We start from the raw sequence: 25,597 nt of genomic DNA on the forward strand, positions 1-25,597 counted from the left end.
AATCATGTTTGCAATTTACGCTGTTAGTGAGTCGGCGATGATGGGGCCAATTTGCTCAAGAGCCGAAGCGTCGAACATTTCTTGGTGATGACAGTCCACATTGTGAACCGTAAGTTGACCAACATGGTTTTCCCAAACCTCAGCGCTATTATGTAAAACCTCATTCATTTGCGTTTTTGCGGTGTCTGTTGCAGCGATAAACACCATTTTTGCCTTAATGGTTCCTGGCATAAATTGGCGAGACATGGCGAGATTGTTTTCGATAATGTGCTTAACACTATCAATAATATTGCTATTGCTCTGCTGCATTTCCTTCACGAACGGCAGATTTTGGATATCATATTCACGGCACAATAAGTCGCTAAGTTCTGCCATATTTTCTCTGCCTTGGGGCAGAGAATCGGACGGTAATCCCATAAAGTTTAAAGCGCTTTTGACTAAATGAATTTCGTCAGCCAGTTGCGTTGGCCCTTGCACGTAAGGGTAGGAATCTAGCAAGGCTAAATAGCTTATTTCCTCACCATCGGCTTCTAAGCGCCGTGCAATTTCATGGGCAACAAGGCCACCCAAAGACCAACCCAATAATTTGTAAGGCCCTGAAGGCTGCACACGACGTAGCTGTTCAATATATTCGCATGCCATTTCAGCAATACTCTGAGGCAAATTTGCCGCTCCGCCGTGCTGATATTCTGCTGTTAAGCCCCGAGCTTGCACGCCATAGAGTTTTTGCTCACTACCTAGATAGCGAGTTAAACCGCTATAAGCCCAACTCAAACCAATGACTGGGTGAATACAAAATAGCGGGCTTGCAGTGCCTGTTGATTTAAGTGGCAATACCATTCCCAAGGGATCAACAGCTTGATGATGCTCTAGCTGCGCTGCCAACTCTGCGATTGTGCTGGCTTCAAATATGGCTGCCAGGGGAATGTCGCGTTTTAATAACTCGCGTAAGCGCGCAACCATTCTTGCCGCTGTAAGTGAGTCGCCACCCAAGTCGAAGAAGCTATCGTGAATACCTATCCGTTCCTGCTCGAAAATATCACACCATAAGGCGGTGAGTTGTGTTTCTAAGCTCGTACGGGGTGCGACATAATCTAGTGTGAGCTGCCAAGTGGGCGCGGGCAATGCATTGCGATCCAATTTGCCATTGACGTTGGTAGGCAGCGCGTCGATACACATAAATACCGATGGAATCATGTAATCCGGTAAGCTGTTTTCCAAGCGTTTACGCAGTGTAGCCGCGTCAATTTTTGCATTATCGCCATTATCCAATTTGCAGGGGACAATATGGGCGACGAGTTTTTTCTCGCCGCGCGGATTTTCACGAAGGGTAACAACGGCTTGCTTAACACCATCGCAGCGTTGAATATTTGCTTCAACTTCTTCGGCTTCAACACGAAAGCCGCGAATTTTAATTTGAAAGTCATTACGCCCTAAATAATCCAACATACCGTCTGCGCGCCAACGGGCTAAATCACCAGTTTTATACAGGCGTCCTTCCCCAAAAGGATTAGGAATAAAGCGCTCTGCGGTAAGCTCGGGGCGATGTAGATAACCTTTGGCTAGGCCGGTTCCTCCAATATACAACTCACCAATTGCGCCTAAAGGTACTGGCTGCATTGCTTGATCTAGTACATATACGGTGGTGTTTTGAATGGGGCGACCAATTGGCGGCGAGTTTAGATCATCGCCATCTAGCTTCATGATGGTAGACCAAATCGTAGTTTCAGTTGGCCCGTAAAGATTAATAATAGGGTGGCCTAGCTTTCGCATTTTATGCGCGAGTTGCGCGGGTAAAGCTTCGCCGCCCACCAGCGGACGAACATAAGCAAGTTGCTCGGCATGGTCGGCCAACAATGCTTGCCAATGGGAAGGGGTAGCCTGCATTAGGCTAATTTTCTCGTCGTTTATAAGTGCCGCGAGCATTGACGGATCTTTAGCGGTGTCGCGATTTGCGATCACTACTTCGGCACCGCTAATAAGCGGTAAATACAATTCAAGTGCTGCGATATCAAAGGCGACGGTGGTTAAGGCTAATAATTTATCGCTATCTTGAATGCATAATTCGTCTTGCATTGCCAACAGGAAATTAAGCAAAGCGCGATGACTAATTTCAACCCCTTTTGGGCGTCCAGTTGAACCCGATGTGTATATTACGTAGGCACTGGTATCGCCCTGAATAAGTGGAGGCTTGATACTGGTTTCTGGGCTTACTGGGTTTATATCGATGGTATCTAAATTCAGTACAGCAATATCGCTTTCAAATAATGCGCTGCTAACTGCCGTTGTAGACAAGGTTAGTGTTGGTTTACCTTCATCTAAAATCAGAGCTAAGCGTTCAGCTGGCGCACTGGGATCTAGTGGCAAATAGGCTGCCCCGGTATTCATAATAGCGAGAAGGGCGGTTGGCATTGATTCGTCACGGGGTAGTGCAACTGCAACGATATCGCCATGACCAATATTACGCTTTAATAAGGTTTGGCTTAGGCGATCAACATTCTTCTGTAGCTGCCGATAAGTAAGCTTTTTATCAGCACTTGTTAGCGCAATGGCATCCGGTGTTTTGTTAGCTTGGCTGTTAAATAGAGCAATTAAATTAGTGTCTGGTAGTGGCTGCTCAGTGTTGTTCCACTTAGTTAAGATTAGGTGTTTTTCGGGGTCTGAGAGCAGATCTATACCGCCAATTGGCGCACTAGGATTGTTTAACACTCCGTTAATTAAGCGTACAAAGCGATCTTTGTGGGCATCTAAATCATGCTGAGTGTATAGCGCGGGGTTCGCATCTAAATCTATACGCAAGCCGTCGTTACCGCCGCGATCGTAGATAAAAATAGTTAAGTCTTCTACCGTGCCATTAGAAATATTGTGGGCAAGACATTTATGGCCGCCAAAGCGAAGGTCGTAATCGAAGGGTTCTATATTTACACCAACCCAGGATATTTGCTGCCCTTGCCCTAATAGGCCTAGCTCGCGGCGTAAATCTTCATAGCGAAACATTTGATGGCGTAGCGACTGCCTAACAATTTTAGAAACCTGCGCCGCCAGTGTGCCTAAATTTAGCTCACCGTCCATCGCCAGACGAATTGAAACCGCATTTGCCATCATGCCGGGAATACTGCGCATATCACGATTTGGGCGAGCAGACACAGGCATACCAAACACTAAGTCCTCTGCTCCAGTCATTCGGTATATATAGGCGGCAAACAAACCAATTAATAGCTGGGGTAAACTCGCTTTTGTTTCCCTTCCTAAATCACGCAGGATATGACTTGTCTCAACTGATAACGACGCGGTGCTTCTGCGCATTCCACCAGCTCGAATAGCATTATGTCGCGTAAGGGACACGGGATCAGGTAATGCTGATAATTGATTTACCCAGTATTCTCGGTCGCGCTCATAACGCGCGGATTCTCGGTACTGTTGCTCCTGTTGGTGCTGGACATTTAACGGTAAGAATGGGCTTGGGCCAATGTCGCGGTGTTCAAGCAAGGCGTTATAAACTTCCGCACAGCGCCGCGATATGATTCCTGCGCCAAAGCCATCAAGCACTAGATGATGACTGCGTTGATACCAGAAATAGCATTCCTCGCTAATTTTGAATAATGCGCAAAACCAAAGCGGGTCACAGGCGTGATCTACAGGCCGCTGGAGTTCCGCCATCATCCATTCCACTGCCTCGGCGCGGGGGGCTGTTTTATTGCTTAGGTCTATTACTGGAAACTCGCCTTTGTAGCGATCTAAGATAATCTGCCTAGGGCCATCATTTGTATCGTGAATTTCAAGTCGTGTCGTTTCCGCTTCGTGGCTTATTTGCTTTAGTGCGGCAACGAATATATCGGTATTTATTTCACCCAGAATTTCGCAATATTCCGCAATATTATAAATTGCATCTTGTGGACCAATTTTTTCGCCAAACCACAAGCCACGTTGCGCCTGCGCTAGAGGAAGAGATTTAGTCTCCGGTGTAATTAATCCGTTTAGCTTTGTATAACCCCGTTCCGCCTTGAGGTCCTTATAGGTATTCGCATCAAGCGATGAATAACCATTTGATTGCTTGACTAAGGCTATCGTCGAAGGTGATTTAGCGGCGATACTTTCGGTCATGGGATTAATCTCGATAGCTGTGGAATTAAAGAAACGGGTAATGTGGCAGCTATGGTTCTGCAGCAAAGGAAGTGCGAACGGATCAAAATACGGCAGGGTAGTACATGCTTGGCAATGCAATATTTTTACTTTTCAGAATACGAATATTCTTGTAAAGAAATATCTTACAGCCCGAGCATATCCCCATAGACCTTTCGTCTTCATGCTGCTGGCTGCGGAGCCATAATACGTTTTTGTACCGTCACTATAGTGTGACATAGTGCTCACGAATGGGTATTCGAGACATAGAAACACCTTATTTTTTGCCGGTAATTCACATATCTAAGGGCGTGTGCAGTGCTCATAATTTAAGTATTGTGCAATAGCGTTGTGTGACATAGTGATTATGGATGTGAGGGCCATCGAATAGGAGGCTGGTTATTCAGAGAGGAAGGCGAAAAAAATATACACTCAATTCGACACTTAATAGCGCCTAAGCGAAAATACCTTCACTTGGACCTTGGGCGAAAAGGGTCACGGGGAAGAGGAATTTAACAAACGGAGAATGCGGTCAAGCCTATAATCGTATTTCGGCTTTTGAAATGAACTTGTTCAGAACCACTTCATAGTTCTTTAATATAGGATTTAAACGCCCGCTAGACTTAACCTCGATGACCTCTTGGCTTTGCTTGATCGGCAGGTCTAATAGCGCCTGAAGTGAACGCATTGTCGCGGCGGGGTCCGCAACTAATGAGCGGTAATCTATTTCGATAGCGCGATTCTTTGGTAGGGATGCTATCTCGGCTTTATAAACTGCAACTTGACGGGCAACTTCTTTGGCTAATAGACGACGAAAAAGACGTGCGCAATTATTGCGACCAATTAGCTTCCTTACTCCTCTTAATAGCAACCAAGCTATATAACCAGCGCGATAGCTGCTGCGACCCCGGCCATTGTCCAATAAAATTTCAAGGTAGTCTTGCGGTCCTTCTAAATACGAAAGTAGGGCGTTTAACATACTATTGAGTACGGCAATTGGCTCACGGGATATATAAATAAAGCGTGCTTCCGGTGCGTGCTTTAGTATTGTTTTGGCGTTGCCGGTATCCCAGGGGTTCTTGAGTAGCACGGCGTGCGTGTCTTTCTGTACGGCCAATAACTTTTGGCACAAGTGAGTAAATAGTGCGGCATTTTTGTCGGCTAGTTTAAAGGTGCCACTTTTCTTTCTGAGCAGAAAGCCATATTCCTCGACAGCGTCGGCGTCGATATGGGTGCCGTCTATGTTTCTATCACTAATACCACGAGATAGAAAATAGCGATTGAGCAGGTCCTTATCTTCCTGTTCTTTATCATTCGCCTTATTGCTAAGTAAGCGGTCAAAGTATAGAAGGTGATAAAGACTTAAATGTGCGACAGGAAATGATTTTGAGACACAGTCGTAGAGGAAAGTGGTGCCCGAACGGTGCAAGCCCATTATTAGCACTGGTCTAAGTGGTAAATCCGCAATGTCACTTAGTAGTTCATGGTCTTCATCAGCAGCCGGAAAGTTGGCGTTTACGGGGCGTTTCATAAAATAACCTTGTCTATTTTGTAATTTGCGCTGATAAAAACGACGGTCAGTGTACGCAAATTAATTTCCGAAAACAGGACCGCGTTAACATTACAGGGCTTTTGCTTAAGCCCATTTCCATGGGTATAAAACAAGGGTTTTAGCCTATGTATTTGCCAGTTTGTAATCGACTTGACCTTTTGGGCTATTCCCATAGACTATGCCCACTAAAACATCTTCAGGGTTTGGGTCAGGTGCGAAGCACAAAATTACGCTGCTTTTTAATTATCATCATAATGCTGCAATCTTTGTCGGCCCTTGCTGATATGCATCAATACCATCAAGCTGATGATCAACATCAAGCAGTTGCCGAACATATTCATCAACTTGACCTCAGCAGCTTAGATTCTTCGGTAAGTGATTCACTTGATTGCCACCATTGCTGTCATTGTCACGGTGTCACAGCCTCAGTCATTCCCCCCTCTGACATGATTGCCGGCGTGTATAAGCACGCAAACGCTAGGTATAGCTACCATCCTCATTATTCTTCGCAAATAAGTAACTCCCTTTATCGCCCTCCAATAGCGTAAGTCTTGCCCAAAGAATGAGCCCTTATATTCGGCTTTTGATTCGATTTTGCAGGAATTACTATGAGTTTTATTCGACTTTCAGGCGCTGCGGTCCAGCGCTATATATCTATTTCTGTTGTAGCTATTAGCCTTACATCGCTACCAGTTTTTGCTAGCAATGCGCCTTTACCATTGTCGCTAGCTAAGGCGATGGCGAATACCTTGGCCAGTAACCCACAACTCCACCAGTTTGAGCCCAAAAATGATGCGTTAGTTGGTCGGCGTGAAAGTAGTGCGTTAGGCCCCCAAATTAATGCCGATATTGAGCTGGAAAACTTTGCTGGCAGTGGCAATTTTTCGTCCACTCACAATGCCGAGCTTACGCTAGCCCTGTCATCAGTTATTGAGCTAGGAAGTAAGCGCGGGGCTAGAACAATGCTAGCTGACACTAAATTACAGGCGCTGGAATATCGTCGGCAGGCCGCTACGTTAGATATTTTAGGCAGCCTAACGCGGGATTTTATTCAAGCCCTAGCTATTCAAGAATATATGAGGGTCGGCCGTCATTCTGGAAAAATTCGCCAAAGTTCATCTAATTGCATGTTTTTAATATAGTTTTTTACTACATCTTGATGTCCTTACTAGTCTAGTTAAGCTCACTGCGGACTGTGTGGGAGCCTTACACATCGTAAAAAAATTAAGACAATATAAGAAAATACCCAGCAGTCGGTCATCTGTGCTCACCGTCCAACTCTTTATTTTATTTTGGCTCCGGCGCTTTTGTTTTTTCCTCCAGTAAACGATTCATCATATCAGTCTTGATTGAAATTTCTGCTTCCAGTTTGCCTATCGATACCGACGCTTCTGCCTTCCAGGCTTGCAGCTCTTCGTTCAGCTTCTTAACTTTATCGAGTTCCTCTACTTGAGCTGCGAGCTCGGAAAGTTGAATTTTAAGCGAGTCAGACTCTTCCGCTTTGGAATCCAGATCCGTGGTAAGTTTACGTTGCTCGGTTTCCAGCTTTGCTGCTGCTTTCTGTATGGAGCCAAGCTCAGCCGCGAGCCGCCCGTTGTCCTTGTTTAACTGCGTGATATCAGATTGTTTAACTGAAAGAGTTTGATTCAGGGCGCGAATTTCAGACTGAAGCTGTTGGCTGTATTGCTCGTGCTTCCGTTGATCCTGATCGCGCTGTTCTTTTACCGACTGGCGATAATGCTCCATTGCCTCTCGACTGTGGCGATGTTTCTCTTCCAGTGACTCGATTTGGGTTTGTTTTTCAGCTAATAGCTCTCGAAGCTTTTCTTCGGTTTGAGTGGCTTTGGCTTCTTTTGCTTTTAGCTCTTCTTCGGAGGCTTTGCTCTCCTTCAGTTCAGCGAGCGTGCTTTGTAATTCGTGTTCTTTCTCTGAGAACGTTTTATTAATAGAGGCAAGCGAGCTTTCGAGTTCTTGAATTCTACCTGTAAGGGACTGCACTTGGTGCTGATGCTTGGACTGGCTTTCATCAATTGCGGCTTGTGCTTCCTGTTTCAGCGCTGAAGCTAAACGACCAATTAGTTCCTTGATGGGCTGACTGAGCAATGCTTCGTCATCCAGGCGGGCCGAAGCCTCTTCCTCTATCTCTCGTAGGTATCGATGAATGGTGGACTTGGAGCCAGTATTGCCAAGTTCCACGCGAATAGCGTCAATTGAGGGGTTTTCGCCTCGACGGACCAAGGTTTCACGCGCTTTGGATACCAGTGCTTTGTTGACGCCGCCTCTTGCCATATACCACCTCTCACTATATTTCGTACTGTATTACGTACCACGTATATACATACTATATTATATCGCTTTTCGAGACTTGAATAGCTTAAATTTAACTTTAAATAATCAAGAGTTATTGAATGTCAGGTGGATTTCGAGGCGGATTCCTTCAAAATTCAGTACGAATTTGGTACATTCCAACCAATCACGATAATACCCATACCGATCAATGCGATGCAGGCTCCCAGCCAGTCCATAGGAGAAAGTCGTACCCCATCAACCACGCGAAGCCAAACCAACGCTGTCGCCACGTAGACCCCGCCATAGGCCGCATATACCCGACCGCTGGCGGCGGGATGCAGTGTTAGCAACCAGACGAATAGCCCAAGGCATAATGCAGCAGGTAACAGAAGCCAGGTAGATCCCCCCTTGCGCAGCCAAAGATAAGGCAAAAAACACCCTACGATTTCCGCAATCGCGGTGAACACGAAAAGGCCAGCAGTTTTGATTAACAGCATACGTCACTCCTTTGGCACGTCATCACGACAAGGCTCATTGTGTAGTTCAAACTCAACGGTTGTGTGACTTAACTCAAACTCGGCCAGCACAGCGGACAAACGGCGTTTTAAATTTCTTTGATCCTCCAGTGATACATCTGCTGCAAGTTCGATATGAACCGTTAATACATGGCTTTCGCCATCCAGCGACCACAAATGCAGATGGTGAAAATGTTTAAACTCAGAAATGCTTTTAAGTTTCTCTTCGATTCCTTTTGCAATGCCTTGATCGGGTACGCCCTGTAAAAACAGCTTTAAGGTTGAGCCGATGTTTCGAACAACATTCACCAAAATAAATAAGGTGAAGCCGATCGCTAAAATGGGGTCGAGGATCGGCCACTCCACAAACATCAACACAACTGACACAATAAAAACAGCAACCCATCCGAGGACGTCCTCTAGCAAATGCCAGTTGAGCACTTTTTCATTCAGTGTCTCCCCTTTGCTGAGCTTAAATGCGGCGAACCCATTCACGGCAATACCGAAAATGGACAGCGCCAACATACCTTCTGTTACAGGCATTTCCGGATTGAAAAGACGAGGAATGGATTGATATAACACCCAACCTGAACCGGCGATAAGGACAATACCATTGATGAGCGAACCCAATAGCGATAAACGTTTGTAGCCGTAGGAAAATGAACTGGAAGCGGGCTTTTTTCCCAGTTTCGCGAGGACCCACGCCAAACCAATAGACAAACTATCTCCGAGGTCGTGGACGGCATCCGCCATAATCGCGGTGCTATTGGTCAGCACCCCGCCAATAAACTCAATAATCGTGAATCCAACATTGAGAAAGAATGCCCAGCCGATTCGTGTACTACTGTTGTCGTCGTGTGAATGAGAATGCATTGTTCCTCCAGCTCTTTTCTTTTTCTGTTTAGATTCAAAAAAAGTCGGCTCCGGCTTGTGCCGGAGCCAGACGATTATTTTTTGATTTTATTCTCTCGGCGATGAACCCACTGATACAGTACAGGCAGAACCAACAACGTCAGAATCGTTGACGAAATAATGCCCCCGATAACCACGGTTGCGAGTGGTCGCTGAACTTCTGCACCGGTACCAGTGTTTAAGGCCATGGGGACAAAACCGAGACTGGCCACGAGAGCAGTCATCAACACCGGGCGTAAACGAATCATCGCGCCGTCAATAATTGAGTTGGTCAATTCCCCTGTCTCATGCCAAAGCTGACGTATAAAGGCCAACATCACCAGTCCATTTAGTACCGCCACGCCGGACAGTGCGATAAAACCTATTCCAGCAGAGATCGACAGCGGCATGTCCCGTAAATACAGCGATAAAACACCACCAGTGAGCGCGAGCGGCACACCACTGAATATGATCAACGCATCCTTCACTGAGGCAAAGGCCATGACCAGAATACCCAATATCACCAACAAGGTAATCGGTACTACGACGGACAAGCGCTGGCTGGCAGACTCCAGCTGCTCAAAAGTGCCGCCATAGTCCAGCCAATAACCTGGCGGGATATCCGCGTTTTCACGAACACTCGCTTGTACCTCATTGACGAAACTCCCCAGATCACGTCCACGAACATTAGCGGTGACTACGATGCGGCGCTTACCGTTTTCACGACTGATTTGCGCTGGTGCAGGTGAGATGTCCAAGGTCGCGACTTCTTCGAGGGGCACATAATCCCCGTTCGGGAGTGGTACCGGCAGAAACTTCAAACGGTCGATATCGCGACGCGTTGTTTCCGGCAAGCGCACCACCAGCTCAAAGCGCCGATCACCTTCATAAATAATCCCGGCGGATTCACCGCCAATCGCAGCGGACACCCAATCCTGAAGTTCGGCAACATTCAAACCGTAGCGACCCAGGGCGGTGCGGTTCGGAATAACAGAAAGTGTTGGCAATCCCGTTACTTGTTCAACCCTAGCATCCGCAGCACCTTCAATCGAATTGACGACTTTAAGCACATCGTTGGCTGTTAACACCAACTGATCCAGATCATCTCCGAAAATCTTGATACCGAGATCCGCGCGTACACCGGAAATTAATTCGTTAAACCGCATTTGGATGGGTTGCGTAAACTCATAGTTATTGCCCGGCAACTCCTCTAGGGCTCGCTCCATTTCCTCAACAAGTTCCGCTTTGGTTTTGGACGGGTCTGGCCATTCACTATGCGGTTTTAAGGTCACAAAATTATCGGCGACATTGGGCGGCATCGGATCGGTGGCAACTTCCGCCGTGCCGATTCGGGCGAAGACTTTATCCACCTCAGGAAATGCTTTTATTCTCCGCTCAAGAATTTCCTGCATTTCCACGGCTTGCTCCAAACCTGTGCCTGGAATGCGCATCGCGTGCAATGCAATGTCACCCTCATTCAATTGAGGAATGAACTCTGAACCCAGAGTCGTAGCCAACCATAAACAAGACACCACCAAGACTGAGGCAAAACCGACCACGGCCCAGCGAAACTTTAGAGCGAGATTGAGCAGCGGTTTGTAGGCAGATTTTGCCTTGCTGATAACGATGCTTTCTTTTTCGCTGATTTTGCCGTTCATGAACACGGCAACAGCAGCAGGGACCACCGTTAACGAAAGCACCATAGCAGACAATAACGCCATCACTACGGTCGCCGCCATCGGGTGAAACATCTTGCCTTCCACACCGGTCAAACTAAATATCGGGATATAGACGATAGTGATAATGGCCACACCGAATAAGCTGGGACGAATCACTTCGGAGGTTGCGTCAAAAACAGTGTTCAATCGCTCCCGTAAATCTTGTTGACCGCTTTTGTGCTGATTCTCGGCCAGACGACGAACGCAGTTTTCAACAATAATGACCGCTCCGTCTACGATCAAACCAAAATCGAGTGCCCCTAGGCTCATCAAGTTGGCCGATACACCCGTTTTCACCATGCCGGTGATCGTCATCAACATAGCCAGCGGAATAACCGCCGCTGTGATCAAGGCAGCACGGAAATTGCCCAACAAGAGAAACAGCACCACGATAACCAGTAGTGCGCCTTCCATGAGGTTTTTGGACACGGTGGCAATGGCTTTGTCGACTAGCGCGGTGCGGTCGTAGACGGCTTCAGCCACCACGCCCTCCGGCAATGAGACCTGAATTTCTTCGAGCTTGTTAGCTACGTCTTGGGCGACCGTACGCGAATTAGCGCCGATCAGCATCATGGCAGTACCCAATACCGTTTCTACACCATCTCGCGTAGCGGCACCGGTACGTAGCTCTTTGCCAATCGCAATTTCGGCCACATCTTTTATTTTTATCGGTACAGAGTCATGTTCGGTAATGATCACATTACCGATGTCGTCCACCGTTGCGAGCTGACCTGGCGACCGCACCAAAAGCCGCTGACCGTTTCGTTCGATATAGCCCGCGCCCCGATTGTCATTATTGGCCTGCAAGGCTTGCACGACGTTTTCAACACTAACTTTGTAAAGTAGTAATTTTGTGGGGTCGGGCATCACATGATATTGCTTGTTGTAGCCACCGATGCTGTTGACCTCGATAACGCCTTTTACCTGAGCGAGTTGGGGCTTGATAATCCAGTCCTGAATTTCTCGCAATGCGGTCGCGTTATAGGACTCACCGTTAACCATGCGGGCATCAGGATTGGCTTGCACCGTATACATAAAAATTTCGCCCAAGCCGGTAGAAATCGGCCCCATTTCCGGTTCAAGCCCAGGCGGTAAGGCACTTTTGATTGCACCCAGCCTGGCGTTAATCAGGTTGCGTGCAAAATAGATATCAGTGCCTTCTTCAAACACCACCGTGACTTGAGACAAGCCATAACGTGACAGCGAGCGTGTATAGGAAAGTTTGGGTAAACCCGCTAGCGCAGTTTCTACCGGATACGTGATTCGCTGCTCGGACTCTAGCGGCGAGTAACCCGGAGCAGCCGTGTTAATTTGTACCTGCACATTGGTGATATCGGGTACCGCATCAATGGGGAGCTTTTGATAACTCCACACGCCGACTCCAACGATGACAAAAATAAAACAGAGAATTAACAAGCGCCTTTCAACGGCTAGGCGCACAATAGAATCAATCATAATGCGTCCCTTTTAGTGTTCGTGTTCGGCTTCGGATTTTTCGATATCGGCTTTGATCAGGTAGCTGTTTTTACTGACATATTCATCGCCGGACTCAAGCCCATCGACGACCTCATAAAAATGGTCGTCACTTTGACCCAGCACGAGCGGTTTAAAACGATATTCATCATTGATCTTTACAAAAACACCCTGCCGACCACCAAGTATTTGCACCGACTCTTTTGTAACAGCCAAAGAAACTGGAAAGCGACCGACCTGTACACGCGCTTCTACCATCATTCCCGGAGATAAGGTTTGCTTGCTGTTGTCCAGTTTGACTCGCGCTAACTGATAAGGGGATTCCAGCGAGGGCACAATATGATTTACTGTGGATTCGACACTGCCATCGGCAGTCAGAATATGGACGTCCTGACTTTCTGCAACCGAGGACTGCTGAGCGGGATAGACCCGCAGTTCCGCCCACACAGTGTCAAAGTTAGCAATGGAAAACAGAATTTGATCCTGGGTTACTTCGCCGGTGTTGGCGTGACGCTGAACGATGCGGCCTGAAATAGGCGAGTGGAGTTGGTAAGTCTTAAGGCTTTCATTGGATTCAATTTCCGCCAACAGATCACGGGTTTTTACTCGATCACCAATGGTCACACGTACAGATTTGACTAAGCCTTCGAAGCGGGCACGCACATGACTTAATTGTTCTGGCCCCGACACCAACGAGCCGTAAACAGTAATGGTTTGATTAAGTTCCTGGGAACCTGCACGACTGGTTACGATCCCCACTTGCTGTGCCATCTCGCCATCAATACGACTGCTGTTTTCTTCGCCGTGGCCATGCTCATCCTCTCCATCATCCTCATGGCCATATTCTTTGTGATCTGCCGAGGGATTCTCTTCGTGATTAATATGGTCGCCAGCCGCGTGTAGGTAAGTGCTGAAAACAAGGATTAAGACTGTAAGACCGGTGATAATTGCATTTTTCATAGTCATAAATTCCTGAGGTCTGATGGTGATCAAACCCGATGTAAACGATTGATTTAGCGGTTAAGAGCTTCACTGGATAGCTTTTCTATCAGCGCCTGACAGATGAGAGCTGTCGATGCCGCATCGATACGCGCCTGCTTGGTCGCCAGCAACTCTTCCTGAGCGGCAATCAAATCGAGATAGCGATAACGACCATTTTCGTAAGCTTCACGGGTTAATTTAAGTGCGTTTTCTAGCGCTGGGATCACCACATTTTGGGTTTTATTGGCGGCCGCGATGCTTTGCTTTCTGAGCGACCAGGCTTCAAAAAGTTGGGCATGCAAACGCAAGAGCAGATCCTGTCGGGCATAATCCACGGCATTGCGATTGGCCAGAGCCGCTTTCACTTCACCGCTGTTTCTCTTATTAGAGAACAAGGGAATGGAGAGCCCCACGGTGAATGCTGAATCGCCTGTTTCTTCGAAGCGTTTGATGCCTGCACGCCACGTCAGATCACTGCGTCCACCTGCGCGAGCCAATGTCACTGCGGCATCCCTGATCCGCGCCTCACTTGCAAACACCTGAATAGTCGGGGAAGTTTTTATTCGCGCATACAGCTGCTCAAAGCCTGAATTTTCTCCGAATTCAAAAAGGCTCCCCTCCAGTGTGCTAAATGCCGGGGTGGTGTCACCCCAAAACCGAGCGAGCTGCACTTTCTGGCGCTGAAACTGTTCCTCCAACGAAGCAAGACGGATTTCCGCACGCGCAACGGCGGCTTGCCCACGCATGACTTCCGCTTCAGGTGCCGCTCCCTGTTTGGAGCGTGTTTTGAGGGTTTTTAACAACGATTGGGACAGTGCTAGAGATTCCTCAGCGAGCCGAATGTTGGCCTGGGTTGCCAAGCCCTCTATATAGGCGGTCGTCAGCTCACCGAGCACATCAAGGGTAGTGGCTTGTTGTTCCCATTCCGCCTGATTGATACGAGCATCTGTATAGGAAACGCGGGCCTGACGTTTACCTGCCAGTTCAATCACTGACGATATCGCCAGTGTGGTTTCTGCTGAATCAAATCCTGCCGTACTGCCGGATCCAGCGAAGTTTTCTACCTCAAGTTCAAATGCCATCGCTGGGCGTAAGGCGCTGGTTTGCCTTCGGGCGCTCAGCGCTTCCTGTGTGAATCTGTATTGGTAGAGTTGTGGATTGTTTGACAGCGTGCGGGCTAGCGCGTCATTTAGAGTCAGCTTGGTATCGGCGTACGCAGCATTTGCCGTGATGGTCAAACTGCAGAGTAGAAAAGCAAGCCACGCACAGGGCTTATGGCACCTGTAAAAAGTGAGTAATTGCATGGATAAGTCCTAATATAAGTCGTAATTCCGCAAGTGCGGGTAAAAAACGGTACTTAGGGCTTATGCTTTAGGAGGGCGCAGGATGGTTTCGAAGGTATTGGGAAAAGCGCTTTCCGAATAAAAGGAAACAGGTGATGAACTCTTCGTCAATAAAAGCTGATCGGTAGAGACTAGAATAGCGGGACAAAAATGAGCGTGACCGTGGCAGCAGTGATGACAATCCAATGTCGAAGAGGCCGACGTATCTGTAGTAAGAGTTTTGACGTCGTGTTTTTCAACTTCAAGCACGCCAAGATGTTGATGGGCCTCGTCGAAAGTCACATGCTCAGAACTTGACTGGTGCAGTTGATGTGCGTCGCCCATAGACATACCGGATTGCAAAACAATCAGTGCAAGCAAAAAATATGTCAGGACACGTTTAAGCATTTTTTAATCTATCTGATCACTTGATCTCGAAAACAGGTCGCTATCGTAGCAGAAGTATACGCCGAGCGCCGTTTAAAACAATAAAGCCAATAATAACCCCAACCACCAAATCCGGAATGTGTGATCCCGTCATCGCCACTAGAATGCCGGCAATGATGACGCCGGTATTGGCCAACACATCATTGGCTGAGAATATCCAGCTGGCCTTCATATGTGCCCCTTGGTTACGCGATTTGAAGATTAGCAAGAGGCAAGCAATATTCGCTACCAAGGCAACGGCGCCTGCCCCCATCATGAGTACTGAAACGGGTTCGCTCCCGTAGACAGCTCGCCTAAAGACTTCGAGTAGGACGCCCACAGCAAGCGCGAGCTGTAGCCAGCCAGAGAAATGGGCAGCCTTGAGCTTAAGTCGAGCGGCCTTACCCACCGCATACAGCGACGCACCATAGACCGCAGCATCGGCAAACATATCCAGCGAGTCAGCGATTAAGCCAGTGGATTGCGCCACAATGCCCACGCCAAACTCAAGTGCAAACATGACCGCGTTGATTGCCAGCAACCACCGTAATACCCGCGCCTCTCTTACTTCGTCGGACTTTGCCGTTACCTGGGCTTGCCGAACGGCATCAAAATCTACCGGCTCCAATGAAATCAGTTGTGCCCGAAGACCAACAGAGATCATGGTTTTTTCCACTGTCTCCGCAATATCTGGGTGATATATCCGCACCCTGCGGTTGGAAATGTCGAATTCGAAGGTGAGCCCCTCATCAAAACTAGCAAATGCAGTGCGAATCAGGTTCTCTTCTGACGGGCAATCCATATCAGTGACATGAAACACGCTTACGTGGCTGGCTCCAGCCTGCATATCGCTGTTCGCTTCAGCCTGTGTTGGCGCTGTGCTGCTAGAGCCGCAGCACACTTTCGAATCTGTTGACATAGCCGACTCTTGTTAGATGGATATACCAAGGCTACACTCTATAGTAACAATAGAGTCAAGGGGGAAACCTATGAAAATTGGTGAGCTCGCTAAACGCAGTGGCTGTTCGATCCAAGCGATACGCCACTACGAAAAGGAAGGCTTAATCTCCGAGCCTGCTCGTACTGACGGCAACTTCCGTATATATAGTACTGGCGCGCTTGAAAAATTGTCATTCATCAAGAATTGCCGTGCGCTGGATCTGACGTTAAGCGAAATCAAACACCTCATCTCGCTACAACACTCACCAGGCACACCGTGTGAAGCGGTGAATGACATGATTGATGCTCACCTGCACATTGTCGAGACCCGTATCACGGATCTCCAAAATCTTCAGCGTGATCTAAAGCGGTTGCGACATAAATGTGGTCGCGCACGATCTATCGATCAGTGCGGAATATTAAATGAACTATCGCCAAAATCGCAGCATACGTTTACAGATAACAAAAGGAAGTAAGGGTGACAGACCTTGATCACTATATCCGGGCGGCAACACGCGATAACACGCGTTTAAGTTACCGTGCGGCTGTTGAACATTTTGAAAGTCACTGGGGTGGTTTTCTTCCTGCGACCGCCGATAGCGTGGCTCGCTATTTGGTGGATTATGCAAATACTTTGTCAGTAAACACACTGCGTCAACGACTAGCTGGTCTAGCGGCCTGGCATCTTGATCAGGGCTTTCCTGACCCGACCAAAGCCCCGCATGTAAAAAAAGTGTTAAAGGGCATCGCCGAATTGCACCCAGTCGTCCCAAAGCAAGCCAAACCAATTCAGCTTGACCAGCTAACGCTACTGGTAAGCTCGTTTGATCATTTTATTGAAACTGGCTCACCAAAAGAAGCGCTGCAATCGATCCGGGATAAAGCCCTATTGTTGATCGGTTTCTGGCGTGCGTTCCGCAGTGATGAATTAGCCCGACTTAGTGTAGAGCATATTCAGGCGGAGTCTGGAAAAGGGATGGACATATTTGTCCCCCGCAGTAAAGGCGATCATTCTAGACTGGGGCGGCGATACAAGGCTCCTGCATTAAAACAACTTTGTCCTGTCGAAGCTTATTTAGATTGGGTCAGTGCGGCGCAAATAAAGGTCGGGCCGGTTTTTCGTTCGATTAATCGTTGGGGACATATATCCGAAGACGCACTTCATCCCGCAAGCATCATCGGCATTATTCAGCAGTGCTGTTCACGAGCCGACATAGATGAGGCGAACTTGTTTAGCAGTCACTCTCTAAGAAGAGGTTTCGCCACCTGGGCAAATGCGCAAGGTTGGGATACGAAATCCTTGATGGAATACGTGGGTTGGAAAGATGTTCAGTCCGCGATGCGATACATAGACTCGCCAGATCCATTTGCTCAGTATCGTACAGAAACGGGAATTGCTACGGTAATTGCGCCAATCGAACAAGATGAACAAAAAACCATCCAAACGCTATTGGAGGTTCTTCTCGTTCTAGAGCCTTATAGCAAGCTTTCCAAGCGCACTGACAGAGCAAAAAAATTAATCGAGGGGTATTGCTTGTCGCCGTTGTCAATGAATAAAGTCAATTTAGAAGGAAGGCATTACGAGATTATGGTCGAGCACAGTGACTACGATTCATTGGATGAAATCCTAGATGAACTACTTCACCGAATGCACGAGATCGCGTCAGAGAATCAATGCATGCTGGAGGTTAGCGTTCGCGATCCTCGCACCGATAAACACTGGGATTAACAGACTCTGTTTTTAAAGGAATTTGAAATATGAGCAGTCTGCATGAAACTGCCTATCCTCGACTGCGCAACACCATCACAGATAAAGAGCTCAAGGAGTATTACACTCCAACACCAGAAGAACTAATACTGATCTCATCAGAAAAAAGGCCGATTCTACGTGTCGGGCTCATTCTGAATTTAAAATTACTTCAACGACTCGGATACTTTGTGCCTGTGGCCTCAGTGCCACGCTCGATTATGCAGCATGTGCTCGATGCGATGGGTATAAAACGACCGATTACTCTTAAACAGCTCAAAGACTACGACCGGTCGGGGTCTCGATCACGTCAGCAACAACAATTAAGGGAATATCTCGGCATAAAGCCATTCGATTTAAGCGACCAGCCTTGGCTCACTCAAATTGCTGAAAATGCATCAGAGACAAAAGAGATGCTCGCAGATATCATCAACGTGATGCTAGAGGAATTGGCGCATCATCATTTCGAGCTGCCCGGATTTACAGTCCTCAAACGAATCGCTCGCGCAGCAAGAAATAAAGTCAATGATGCCTGTTTTCGCGAGATTGGACTGGATCTCTCGCCAGAAGCCAAACAAAAAATTGATGAATTACTGAACCCGTCCGATGGCGCTTACAGTGCCTGGAATATTCTTAAACGTGAACCCAAAAAGCCGGGTAACAAAGAAGTTCGAAGTTATCTTCAGCATGTTCATTGGCTCCAAACATTAGGTGAAACTCTCCCTGAGGCCAACATTCCGGTTGTGAAATATCGGCAGTTTGCCCTAGAGGCTCGTGCATTAACAGCCCCCGAAATGGCACGACTCAAAGTCCATAAGCGCTATGCACTTGCCGTAATATTGATTCGCCAACAACATAGTAAAGCCTTGGACGATGTTGCAAACTTGTATATCAAGATGCTGCGAAGCATGGAAGCTGGTGCCCAGGCCGCATTGAACAAATATATCCTGGAGCACCAAAAACAAATCGATGCCTTGATTGCAAAATTTCGCGACGTTCTTATCGCTTACGACCAAGATTCTGAACAATTAGCCAAACTGCAAGCGATTGGAGGTGTCTTGGGCGATGACGCTAGCGCGCTGATTGATCGTTGCAATCAGCACATTGCTTATGCCGGAAACAATTACTACCCCTTCATGTTAAGCAATTACCGCCAGAAACGCGCTTTGCTTTTCAATTGTCTGGATATACTGGATTTGCAATCAAGCTCCAGCGATACCAGCAGCACGACATTGCTTATCCTGCTAAAGAGTTTGCGTAGTACTCGATCAGAATTTATCAGCGAAGAGACACTTAATCAGCATTTGCCTGAGCCATTTGATACCAGTTGGTTTACAGAAAAATGGCGCAAGCTGATCCTGTCGAACACGAAGAACGAAACCGGAATAACTCAACGACTTTTCCATAGAAAATACCTTGAACTCTGTTTGTTGTTACACATCAAGCACGAGCTCTCATCGGGCGATTTGTATATTCCGTTTAGCGTCGAATTTGATGACTATCGCGAGCAACTGGTGGACGATGAAACATTGGATGACGAATTAGACGAGTATAGTGAACAGGTGGAGATGCCACTGAATAATGCGCATTTGTTTGTTACTAACTTAAAGCAGGAGCTATCAGATCGATCAAAACAGGTAGACGAGCGATTTCCTGCCAATCTTCACGCCTCGATCAAAGAGGGTAAGCTGTCGATCAGTCCGATAAGAAGTGAACAACCGTTAGCCGAACTGCAAAAACTCGATGCACTGATTACGGAAAACCTCCCTGAAGTAAGCATTATTGACATCCTTACCGACACTGAAAAGTGGCTTGGTCTGCATAAACTATTTGGGCCGTTGTCAGGGAATGAATTACGTATAGATGAACCCGAAAAGCGTTTCATCACCACGTTATTTTGCTATGGCTGTAATCTAGGGCCAGTTCAAACAGCCAAGTCTGTGAAGAATATCAGCAGAAAGCAGATTGCCTGGCTCAACCTTAGACATGCTTCCGAAGATCGCTTGGACAAAGCGATCACCCAAGTCGTCAATGCTTACAATAAATTTGATCTACCTAAATACTGGGGCAGCGGCAAGCACGCGTCGGCTGATGGAACGATGTGGGATCTGTACGAACAGAACCTGTTAACGGAATACCATATTCGATATGGCGGTTATGGTGGTATTGGTTACTACCATGTTTCCGATACCTACATTGCATTGTTCAGTCATTTTATTCCATGCGGTGTCTATGAAGCGGTGTACATACTAGACGGACTAATGAACAACAAATCTGACATCCAGCCCGATACGTTACATGGCGACACACAGGCGCAAAGCTATCCAGTATTTGGTTTGTCACATTTGCTGGGCATCAATCTCATGCCTCGAATCCGCAACATTCAGGATTTGTTGCTTTTCCGACCTGACAATCGATATCGATACAAAAGTATTGAGCCCTTGTTTGCAGGAAGCATAGACTTCAAATTAATCGAGCGGCATCTTCGAGATATGCTTCGCGTCGTCATATCGATCAAGAAAGGCAAAATTACCGCCTCAACGATTTTGCGTAGGCTTGGGACCTACAGTCGTAGAAACAAGCTATATTTGGCATTTAAAGAGCTGGGAAAGGCGATAAGAACACTCTTTTTACTGCGCTATATCGATGAAATTGAGCTTCGAAAAACCATTCAATCAGCCACAAACAAAAGTGAGGAATTTAACGGTTTTATTAAATGGCTCTTTTTTGGAGGTGAGGGCATCATTGCAGAAAACGTCCGTCATGAGCAGCGGAAAATCGTTAAATACAACCAGCTAGTAGCTAATATGGTGATTCTCTATAACGTTGAGAAAATGACCCATGTTCTGAAGCATTTGTCGAAAGAGGGTGTGATAATCAACAAAGAGCTGCTTAATGGGCTCTCACCATACCGAAATTCTAATATTAATCGCTTTGGTGACTACAATTTGGATCTGGAAAAAGTAATTCCGCCGCTGGATTTTGGAATCAAGATACTGGAGACAGAAAAAGCGAAATAAGACTTATATATCAATAATTTAAGGTACAATTGGCGAATTTTTCCAGAATGACGGCCGACCCTCTATATAGCCCTAGCTGAGGAAGCTCGAGATTTGGCAGTGAACACCCTCGCAGTGCTGGAGAATCGCGCAAAGCAGGGTGCCGGAACTGATTACGAAGTAAGGCGGGCAAGGGCGGCGCTTGCGCAAGCGAAGTTAAGGCTAAATTCTCTGCGACGGGAATACCAACGAGGATCGGTAAAGCTGGCTGCGTATTGGGGTGAAACAACCCCAAAGTGGATAGTTCTTGAGGGCGATCTCTATCAATTTCGTGAGGTAGTTAGTTATGAAGAATTATATAGGGAGGCACAGTCTTCCCCTGCGATAGCCGTATTCGCAAGCGAGGCACGCATAAGAGATGCGGAATTGGCCTTGCTTAAAACTCAATCAATATCAGATATAAATTGGCAACTGGGTGTTCGGCAATTTGAAAATAGCGATGATACTGCATTTGTTGCTGGTCTATCTATTCCTTTGTTTAGCGGTACACGCAAGACCGGTGCAGTGAAAGCCGCGCGCGCAGCGCAGAACGAGGTAGTGTTTGAGCAGGCGTCCGCGCAATTAAAAATGCATGTTCAGCTTTTTGAGGCTTACTCACAGCGGGCTCAGCACCTCGCTGCAGTCAATGCCTATCGGAATACCATTCTGCCAGAGCTTAGCGCTTCGTTACGAGCGACTCAGCACGCCTATGAAGCTGGCCGTTACAGTTACATAGAATTGATCGCTGTACAAAGAGAGCTACTCAATGCGAAGCAGGCACTTATCGAAAATGCGGCGGCCGCTTCACTCAATCAAAGCACCATAGAGCAACTTGTCGCAAAGCCGCTCACACCGCGTAAATAAATTATTTTGCATCAATATGCACTCAAAATTCGGAATATGACAATGAAACAGCAATTAATAGTCACCCTCACAGTATTGCTACTGTGCCAAGCGAGTATGACCTTAGCGGACGAGACTCACCAACATCATGATGAACATGAAGAGCAGTATAGTCTCGTAATAGGTGATGATATTGCGTCTAGCACCGGTATTAAAACCGACATCTCACGACCACATAGAATTAAGCAAACTGCGAGGCTTTACGGAAATCTCACAACTGCGCCGGAACAAACCAGTCATGTACGTGCGCGTTTTTCAGGCGTTATTCATTCTGTTGCAGTGAATATTGGTGACAAGGTAGAAGCCGGTGATTTGTTGGCAATAGTGGAGTCAAACGGAAGTTTAAAGAACTATGAAATTCGTTCTCCGATTAGTGGAAGCGTGATTCAGCGGCATGCAAATGTGGGAGAAGTGGCTCGTGATCAAGTTCTGCTTTCAATTGTAAATACAGACTATTTATGGGCTGAACTGCGTGTATTTCCCTCCCAGCAAACCTCACTTCGTGCGGATCAGCACGTTTTTATAAGTGATGGCACTCTGCGTTTTGACACTAAGATTACACATATATTGCCTGCAGAGCAGTCGTCACCGTACCGTATTGCTCGGGTGAGAATAAACAATATTGACGACAGGTGGTTCCCCGGTCAATTGGTTCAAGCCGATGTAGTGATTAAGGAATTCGATCCCATTTTAGCGCTTAGAAAATCTGCCCTGCAAAGCTTAGATGACAAACTCGGTGTCTTTGTGAAAGAGGCTGAGGTCTATCGTTTTATTCCGATTGAGACCGGTCGCAGTGACGCGGATTTTATCGAAGTTATTTCCGGCATTTCCGCTGATACCGAATATGTGGTGACGAATAGCTACCTTCTTAAAGCAGATATCGAAAAATCTGAATCTAGTCACGATCACTGAGGTGCATACGATGATTGATGCAATATTGCGCCTCGTAATTGCGCGGCGGATTCTAGTTTTATTTAGTGTTCTGTTAATTATTGTTGTCGGTGTTCTGAACTACCAGCGCCTTACGATAGATGCCGTGCCGGATATCACAAATGTTCAAGTACAAATTAATACCTCAGCCTCAGGTTATTCACCATTAGAAGCTGAGCAGCGAATTACGTATCCCGTAGAAACCGCTTTGGCTGGGTTACCAAAACTTGCGTATACCCGTTCATTGTCGCGCTATGGCTTGTCGCAAGTGACGGCGGTATTTGAGGAAGGAACCGATATTTACTTTGCTAGAAATCTAATCAATACCAAACTTACTGCAATAAAGTCGGTCCTGCCCGCCGGAATAGAACCTGAGATGGGACCCATTTCTACTGGGCTCGGCGAGATATATATGTATACCGTACAGGCAGAGCCGAACGCACTGCAGGCCAATGGTCAAGCTTATGACGCCACCGCCTTAAGAGAAATTCAAGATTGGATTATTAAACCACAGCTGGCGCAGGTGAAAGGCATAGTCGAAATCAACAGTATTGGCGGCTACAACAAGCAATATCACATTAGCCCAGATGTTCAAAAATTACTGCAGTTCAAGATCAGCTTGGCGGATATTACGGCGGCTTTACTAGCTAATAATGATAATCGCGGCGCGGGGTATATAGAGCGCAACGGTCAACAATTGTTAGTGCGTTCACCTGGACAATTGGCAACGGTTGAAGACATTAGCAATGTAATTGTGACTACACATAACTCAATCCCTATAAAACTCGGAGACATTGCGAGTATCGGTATTGGAAAGAATTTACGCACTGGTGCCGCCACGCAAGATGGCGTTGAAACGGTGCTGGGTACCGCAATGATGTTGATAGGTGAAAATTCCCGAGTTGTTGCAAAGCGTGTAGACGAGCGCTTAGCCACTATTCAGGCATCGCTACCAAAGGGTGTTGTTGCTCTTCCTGTGTACGACCGAACAAGCTTGGTTGATAAGGCCATTGTGACCGTAAGCAAAAATCTACTAGAAGGTTCTCTGCTTGTAATTGTCGTACTATTTTTATTATTAGGTAATTTGCGGGCAGCGCTGATTACCGCTGCGGTTATTCCACTGACCATGTTAATGACTATTACTGGCATGGTGAAAGCCGGTGTCTCCGCAAATTTAATGAGCCTAGGTGCGCTGGATTTCGGCTTGATCATCGATGGCGCCGTGATCATTGTTGAAAACGCTATTCGGCGCCTATCTCAGGCGCAGCGGAATGGCCATTTAGTTTTACGAGAACGTTTAAATATCGTTTATCAAGCAAGCTCAGAAGTGATTCGTCCCAGTCTATTTGGTGTTGCCATCATCACTGTTGTGTATATCCCGATTTTTTCTTTAAGCGACGTTGAAGGAAAAATGTTCCATCCGATGGCTGCCACGGTGGTGATGGCCTTAATTTCTGCCATGATTTTATCTTTGACAGTAGTCCCCGCCGCGATTGCGGTATTCTTAAAAGGAAACATTAGCGAAAAAGAAGGCATCGTCATGGATGTCGCTAAACGCGCTTATAAACCTTCGCTACAGTTTGCCTTAAAGTTTCGGTGGTTTATGGTTGGCGGAGCGAGTGCTTTGGTGGTGCTTTGCCTCTATTTAGCTACCACCTTGGGTTCGGAGTTTACCCCTCAATTAGATGAAGGGGACGTTACTTTACATGCGATGCGCATTCCCGGCACAGGACTAGAGCAAGCGGTAGAGATGCAAACCCTACTTGAAAGACGTATTAAACCCGTAGTGCATTTAGGAAGGAGGTAAGTTACTCACCCTCATAAAGAGGTTATCATTAGTTTACGAGAAAAATGGTAACGAGATGAGTAACTTACACAGCGTTTATAGCAAAATTCTGTCTCTTTTGCACGAAATTGAGCCAGCCGATAATTTTTTGAATCAAATCAGAACACCTAAGCTAAGCGATAAGGAGCTACTCGCGCTCAGTCTTGCAGCTGAAACACTGGGCATTGATTCAGAACACTTTTTGTTCAAACAGCTGCCTGCGTGCATCAATGGGAAAATTGAGCGCTCCGTTTATAACAGAAGAGCGCGAAGGTTGAGTTTTAAATTAGAAGAAATCAGAAGCGCTATTGTCACGCGATTAGATGTTGATAACGATATAAATATTGTCGATAGCATGCCATTGGAAGTGTGTAAAATGAGTCGATCTAATCGCAGTAAAATTTGCCAAGAATTTGAATCTAGCTCGCCAGATTTTGGTTTTTGTGCAGCACAAAATATGCGCTACTTTGGCTATAAGTTACACGCGGTTTGCTCACCGAGTGGCGTGTTAAAAATGTACGATATATCAAAGGCTTCGGTTCATGACATCCATTACCTAAACGATATTGAAGGCCAGTTAAACAATTGTGTTTTGATTGGCGATAAAGGGTATTTGAGCAGAGTTTGGCAAACAGATTTATTTTCATCAAGTTGTATCAATTTGCAAACACCGATGCGAAAGAACCAGAAAGAGTTTAGAGACTTTCCGGCTAAATATCGTAAAGCCAGAAAGCGGATCGAAACATTGTTTTCACAACTTTGTGACCAGTTCATGATACGGCGGAATTATGCAAAATCGTTCAAGGGTATTTCGCGCAGAATTGTGACAAAGATAGCGTCCCTCACATTAATTCAATGGTTCAACCAACGTGAAGGGAATAAATTAAACAACCTGAAAGTGGTCATTTCCTAAATGCACCACGGGT

Annotated in this window: 17 protein-coding genes and 1 pseudogene; 8 read left to right on the plus strand and 10 right to left on the minus strand. The window is 46.7% G+C overall.

All coding sequences use genetic code 11. The features are described from left to right. Positions 1-15 precede the first annotated feature (15 nt). Both C0068_RS12135 and C0068_RS12145 read right to left on the minus strand, forming a co-directional pair. Positions 16-4,104 (minus strand): non-ribosomal peptide synthetase, encoded by a 4,089-nt coding sequence (locus C0068_RS12135; RefSeq protein ID WP_103684743.1) that lies wholly within the window; start codon positions 4,102-4,104, stop codon positions 16-18. Between the two features lie 556 nt (positions 4,105-4,660). Then, positions 4,661-5,653, minus strand: coding sequence for a sulfotransferase family protein (locus tag C0068_RS12145; RefSeq protein WP_103684745.1), 993 nt, complete (start codon positions 5,651-5,653; stop codon positions 4,661-4,663). Positions 5,654-6,282: 629 nt separating this feature from the next. On the opposite strand from C0068_RS12145, the gene C0068_RS12155 reads away from it, so the two are divergent. Then, complete coding sequence (locus C0068_RS12155) at positions 6,283-6,816, plus strand: hypothetical protein (protein ID WP_103684747.1); 534 nt, start codon at positions 6,283-6,285, stop codon at positions 6,814-6,816. Between the two features lie 145 nt (positions 6,817-6,961). Here the strand turns inward: C0068_RS12155 and C0068_RS12160 are convergent, their stop codons facing one another. From C0068_RS12160 to C0068_RS12195, 8 genes are all read right to left on the minus strand, one after another. Beyond that, entirely contained in the window at positions 6,962-7,963 is a 1,002-nt protein-coding gene (locus tag C0068_RS12160; RefSeq protein ID WP_008251014.1) for a DNA-binding protein, read from the minus strand. Positions 7,964-8,118: 155 nt separating this feature from the next. Continuing rightward, entirely contained in the window at positions 8,119-8,460 is a 342-nt protein-coding gene (locus tag C0068_RS12165; RefSeq protein ID WP_008251016.1) for a YnfA family protein, read from the minus strand. A 3-nt stretch (positions 8,461-8,463) separates the two neighbouring features. After that, positions 8,464-9,351, minus strand: a complete 888-nt coding sequence (locus C0068_RS12170; protein ID WP_008251018.1) for a cation diffusion facilitator family transporter — start codon at positions 9,349-9,351, stop codon at positions 8,464-8,466. Positions 9,352-9,425: 74 nt separating this feature from the next. Next, a complete protein-coding gene (locus C0068_RS12175; protein WP_008251023.1) occupies positions 9,426-12,542 on the minus strand; it encodes an efflux RND transporter permease subunit in 3,117 nt (1,038 codons plus the stop codon). Positions 12,543-12,554: 12 nt separating this feature from the next. Then, on the minus strand, positions 12,555-13,520 hold the full coding sequence (locus C0068_RS12180; RefSeq protein WP_008251025.1) for an efflux RND transporter periplasmic adaptor subunit: 966 nt from the start codon (positions 13,518-13,520) through the stop codon (positions 12,555-12,557). A 53-nt stretch (positions 13,521-13,573) separates the two neighbouring features. Then, the gene (locus tag C0068_RS12185) at positions 13,574-14,845 is read right to left on the minus strand and encodes a TolC family protein (protein ID WP_008251026.1); all 1,272 of its coding nucleotides are present in this window, start codon (positions 14,843-14,845) and stop codon (positions 13,574-13,576) included. A gap of 60 nt (positions 14,846-14,905) precedes the next feature. Then, the gene (locus C0068_RS12190) at positions 14,906-15,271 is read right to left on the minus strand and encodes a hypothetical protein (protein ID WP_081482686.1); all 366 of its coding nucleotides are present in this window, start codon (positions 15,269-15,271) and stop codon (positions 14,906-14,908) included. 40 nt (positions 15,272-15,311) lie between these two features. Continuing rightward, the gene (locus C0068_RS12195; protein ID WP_008251027.1) at positions 15,312-16,208 is read right to left on the minus strand and encodes a cation efflux transmembrane domain-containing protein; all 897 of its coding nucleotides are present in this window, start codon (positions 16,206-16,208) and stop codon (positions 15,312-15,314) included. Between the two features lie 70 nt (positions 16,209-16,278). Here C0068_RS12195 and cadR point away from each other — a divergent pair, with 70 nt between their 5' ends. The 7 genes and pseudogenes from cadR (at position 16,279) to C0068_RS12230 (ending at position 25,584) form a co-directional block, all read left to right on the plus strand. Further along, positions 16,279-16,704: a Cd(II)/Pb(II)-responsive transcriptional regulator gene (gene cadR, locus C0068_RS12200; RefSeq protein ID WP_008251028.1), complete on the plus strand. Its 426-nt coding sequence runs from the start codon at positions 16,279-16,281 to the stop codon at positions 16,702-16,704. A 2-nt stretch (positions 16,705-16,706) separates the two neighbouring features. Continuing rightward, a complete protein-coding gene (locus tag C0068_RS12205) occupies positions 16,707-17,957 on the plus strand; it encodes a site-specific integrase (RefSeq protein WP_008251029.1) in 1,251 nt (416 codons plus the stop codon). A gap of 29 nt (positions 17,958-17,986) precedes the next feature. Further along, entirely contained in the window at positions 17,987-20,995 is a 3,009-nt protein-coding gene (locus C0068_RS12210; protein ID WP_008251030.1) for a Tn3 family transposase, read from the plus strand. A 99-nt stretch (positions 20,996-21,094) separates the two neighbouring features. Continuing rightward, positions 21,095-21,877 (plus strand): TolC family protein, encoded by a 783-nt coding sequence (locus C0068_RS12215; protein WP_233208806.1) that lies wholly within the window; start codon positions 21,095-21,097, stop codon positions 21,875-21,877. Positions 21,878-21,919: 42 nt separating this feature from the next. Beyond that, the gene (locus C0068_RS12220) at positions 21,920-22,828 is read left to right on the plus strand and encodes an efflux RND transporter periplasmic adaptor subunit (protein WP_158249985.1); all 909 of its coding nucleotides are present in this window, start codon (positions 21,920-21,922) and stop codon (positions 22,826-22,828) included. Positions 22,829-22,838: 10 nt separating this feature from the next. After that, positions 22,839-24,626, plus strand: a pseudogene (locus C0068_RS12225) (efflux RND transporter permease subunit); the annotation flags it as partial. A gap of 82 nt (positions 24,627-24,708) precedes the next feature. Continuing rightward, on the plus strand, positions 24,709-25,584 hold the full coding sequence (locus tag C0068_RS12230) for an IS982 family transposase (RefSeq protein ID WP_103682565.1): 876 nt from the start codon (positions 24,709-24,711) through the stop codon (positions 25,582-25,584). Positions 25,585-25,597: the final 13 nt, after the last annotated feature.

The sequence above is a fragment of the Zhongshania marina genome, assembly GCF_002915595.1.
In the GTDB taxonomy this organism is placed as follows: Bacteria; Pseudomonadota; Gammaproteobacteria; order Pseudomonadales; family Spongiibacteraceae; genus Spongiibacter; species Spongiibacter marinus_B.

Bases quoted from the DNA above. Each gene is read 5' to 3' on its own strand.
- C0068_RS12170 (WP_008251018.1), bottom strand. From the start codon at position 9,351: ATGCATTCTCATTCACACGACGACAACAGTAGTACACGAATCGGCTGG.
- C0068_RS12145 (WP_103684745.1), bottom strand. From the start codon at position 5,653: ATGAAACGCCCCGTAAACGCCAACTTTCCGGCTGCTGATGAAGACCAT.
- C0068_RS12155 (WP_103684747.1), top strand. From the start codon at position 6,283: ATGAGTTTTATTCGACTTTCAGGCGCTGCGGTCCAGCGCTATATATCT.
- C0068_RS12220 (WP_158249985.1), top strand. From the start codon at position 21,920: ATGAAACAGCAATTAATAGTCACCCTCACAGTATTGCTACTGTGCCAA.
- C0068_RS12175 (WP_008251023.1), bottom strand. From the start codon at position 12,542: ATGATTGATTCTATTGTGCGCCTAGCCGTTGAAAGGCGCTTGTTAATT.
- C0068_RS12180 (WP_008251025.1), bottom strand. From the start codon at position 13,520: ATGAAAAATGCAATTATCACCGGTCTTACAGTCTTAATCCTTGTTTTC.
- C0068_RS12165 (WP_008251016.1), bottom strand. From the start codon at position 8,460: ATGCTGTTAATCAAAACTGCTGGCCTTTTCGTGTTCACCGCGATTGCG.
- C0068_RS12230 (WP_103682565.1), top strand. From the start codon at position 24,709: ATGAGTAACTTACACAGCGTTTATAGCAAAATTCTGTCTCTTTTGCAC.
- C0068_RS12185 (WP_008251026.1), bottom strand. From the start codon at position 14,845: ATGCAATTACTCACTTTTTACAGGTGCCATAAGCCCTGTGCGTGGCTT.
- cadR (WP_008251028.1), top strand. From the start codon at position 16,279: ATGAAAATTGGTGAGCTCGCTAAACGCAGTGGCTGTTCGATCCAAGCG.
- C0068_RS12210 (WP_008251030.1), top strand. From the start codon at position 17,987: ATGAGCAGTCTGCATGAAACTGCCTATCCTCGACTGCGCAACACCATC.
- C0068_RS12190 (WP_081482686.1), bottom strand. From the start codon at position 15,271: ATGCTTAAACGTGTCCTGACATATTTTTTGCTTGCACTGATTGTTTTG.
- C0068_RS12160 (WP_008251014.1), bottom strand. From the start codon at position 7,963: ATGGCAAGAGGCGGCGTCAACAAAGCACTGGTATCCAAAGCGCGTGAA.
- C0068_RS12135 (WP_103684743.1), bottom strand. From the start codon at position 4,104: ATGACCGAAAGTATCGCCGCTAAATCACCTTCGACGATAGCCTTAGTC.
- C0068_RS12195 (WP_008251027.1), bottom strand. From the start codon at position 16,208: ATGTCAACAGATTCGAAAGTGTGCTGCGGCTCTAGCAGCACAGCGCCA.